This window comes from Mesorhizobium sp. M4A.F.Ca.ET.020.02.1.1 (assembly GCF_004022645.1).
In the GTDB taxonomy this organism is placed as follows: Bacteria; Pseudomonadota; Alphaproteobacteria; order Rhizobiales; family Rhizobiaceae; genus Mesorhizobium.
In genome coordinates this window covers 1-2551 of sequence record NZ_RZOI01000805.1, presented here as the reverse complement: position 1 = coordinate 2551, position 2551 = coordinate 1, and the positions used below count along the sequence as shown (strand labels likewise).

Genomic DNA, 2551 nt, shown 5'->3' with positions numbered 1-2551 from the left:
CCTGTCGGATTGTGGATGCCGGAATTGGTGATGTAGAGGCGCGGCCGGTGCTCGGCCAGCACCTCGGCGAACAGGTCGATGTCCGGGCCCGACGGTGTGTAGGGAACGCTGACGACCTTGGCGCGATGGGCGCGCAGCAAGGCGTGGAAGTTGAAATAACAGGGGTCGTCGACCAGCACGGTGTCGCCGGGTTCGATCAGAAAGCGGCACAGGAGATCGATGGCCTGGGTGCCCGATTCCGTCAGCATGATCTGTTCGGGCGAGGCTTCGATGCCATGCCCGGCCATGCGCCGCACCAGCAAGTGCCGCAACGGCGCCAGGCCGAGCGGCGTACCGTAATCGGCAAGCGCGACATCGTCGGCGCGAGCCGCCGTGCGCAGCGCCCGCCGCAAGGCGGCCTGCGGCATCCATGCGGCTGGCAGCCAGCCGCAGCCGGGTTTTAGCACCTCGTCGCCGGCTTCCAGCGACTGGCGCGAGACCCAGAGCGGATCGACCTCGCGGTCAAGCCGGGGGCCGATCTCGGCCAGCGACAAGGGCGCCAGCTGGCCGGCGGCGTAGAAGCCCGACCCCGGGCGCGAGCGGATCGTGCCTTCGGCGGCGAGCCTCTCATAGGCCTCGACGACGGTGGATTTCGAAACTCGCATGGATTTGGCGAAGGCGCGGATCGACGGCAGCCGCGCCCCAGGCGTCAGGCTGCGGGCAGCGATCCGCTGACGGATGGTCGCCATGACAGTTTCGACAAGCGTGGTTGCGGCAAAAGTGCGCGCAGCGTCGGGTTCCAGAGCGAGTTCGGTCATCTGTATTGCCCAATCGGCCATTACAGTTTTGCAAAACTGTACCGCATTGTCTCTGGCCGCACCATAGGGCTCTGCCCGATAGAGGGCGAAAGAGATGAGGCCTGCAATGGACAAGACCGCGAGTGGCTGGGTGAACGGATTCATCGGCGTGTTGATTTTCAGTGGCTCGCTGCCGGCGACGCGCGTGGCGGTTGCGGATCTCGATCCGACATTCCTGACCTCGGCCCGAGCGGCGATTGCCGGCCTGCTTGGCCTGGCGATGCTCGCCTTGTTCCGGCAGAAGCGGCCGGAGCGCGAGGATCTGCTGTCGCTGGCGATCGTCGCACTGGGTGTGGTCGTTGGTTTTCCGCTGCTCACGGCGCTGGCGCTCAAGCATGTCACCTCGGCCCACTCCATCATCTTCGTCGGCCTGCTGCCGCTGGCGACGGCGATCTTCGGCGTGCTGCGCGGCGGCGACCGTCCAAGACCGGCATTCTGGCTGTTCTCATGCCTCGGCAGCGCGCTGGTGGCGGGTTTTGCTCTGACGCAAGGCGTGACCGCATCGCCGGTCGGCGACGGCCTGATGCTGGCTGCCATCATCGCCTGCGGACTGGGCTATGCCGAGGGTGCAGCGCTGTCGCGCAGATTGGGCGGCTGGCAGGTGATCTGCTGGGCTTTGGTGCTGTCGCTGCCGATCACGCTGGTGCTGACCTTTGCGACGCTGCCGCCATCCTTCGCCGACGTCGGCTCAAGCGCCTGGATCGGTCTCGCCTATGTCTCGCTGTTCAGCATGCTGATTGGTTTCGTGTTCTGGTATCGCGGCCTTGCGCAAGGCGGCATCGCCGCCGTCGGCCAGTTGCAACTGCTGCAGCCCTTCTTCGGCCTGGCGCTGGCGGCGACGCTGCTGCACGAGCAGGTCAGCCCGCTGATGTTGGTCGTCACGCTCGGCGTAGTGCTGTGCGTCGTCGGCGCCAAGAAATTCGCAAAGCAGGAGTTGCCGAGACGCGCGGCTTCGGCGTGACGGCGCCATCCGCACCTAGAACTTCGTCACCACGCCGATGCCGATGCCCTCGAAGCCGCCCATCGCCATCAAGGCCGCGGGCGCTTCTTCGAGGCTGATCTTCTTGCCGACCAGAAGTTCCGGCTTCAGCTTGCCGGTGCGGATCATCTCCATCATCGCCGTATAGCGGTACGCCTGCATGCCGTGGCTGCCGAGAATCTCGAGCTCGAAGGCGATCACCTTGTCCATCGGCACCTGCGGGCGCGCGTCGTCGGCCAGCATCAGGCCGACCTGAACGTGACGGCCGCGCCGGCGCAGATTGGCGATCGAGTTGAACGAGGTGGTCGGGTGACCGAGCGCGTCCATGGACATGTGCGCGCCGCCATTGGTGATCTGCTTGACCGCCTTGACCACGTTGGGCGTGTTCGAGGCATTGATGGTCGCCACGGCGCCGATCTTCCTGGCGAAGTCCAGCTTCTCGTCGGTGAGGTCGATGGCGATGACGTTGGCGCCCATCGAACTGGCGATCATGATCGCCGACAGGCCGACGCCGCCGCAGCCATGCACGGCCACCCATTCGCCCGGCTTCACCCGGCCCTGGTCGACGATAGCGCGGAAGGAGGTGACGAAGCGGCAGCCGAGGCTGGCGGCGGTGGCGAAGTCCATCTCGTCCGGCAGGCGCACCAGGTTGGTGTCGGCATGGTCGATGGCGACATATTCGGCGAAGGAACCCCAGCCGGTGAAGCCCGGCTGCGTCTGGTGCTCGCAGACCTGG

3 protein-coding genes are annotated in these 2551 nt (G+C 66.1%); 1 reads left to right on the top strand and 2 read right to left on the bottom strand.

Going from position 1 to position 2551, the window contains the following annotated elements:
* Positions 1-797 (bottom strand): PLP-dependent aminotransferase family protein (locus EN742_RS31385; RefSeq protein WP_148670389.1); only part of this gene is annotated, 797 nt, incomplete at its 3' end.
* 106 nt (positions 798-903) lie between these two features.
* Between EN742_RS31385 and EN742_RS31380 the strand changes: the two genes are divergently transcribed.
* Complete coding sequence (locus EN742_RS31380; protein WP_126054164.1) at positions 904-1797, top strand: DMT family transporter; 894 nt, start codon at positions 904-906, stop codon at positions 1795-1797.
* A gap of 15 nt (positions 1798-1812) precedes the next feature.
* On the opposite strand, the gene EN742_RS31375 is transcribed toward EN742_RS31380, so the two are convergent.
* The coding region (locus tag EN742_RS31375; protein WP_128333691.1) for a zinc-binding dehydrogenase at positions 1813-2551 on the bottom strand (739 nt) is incomplete at its 5' end.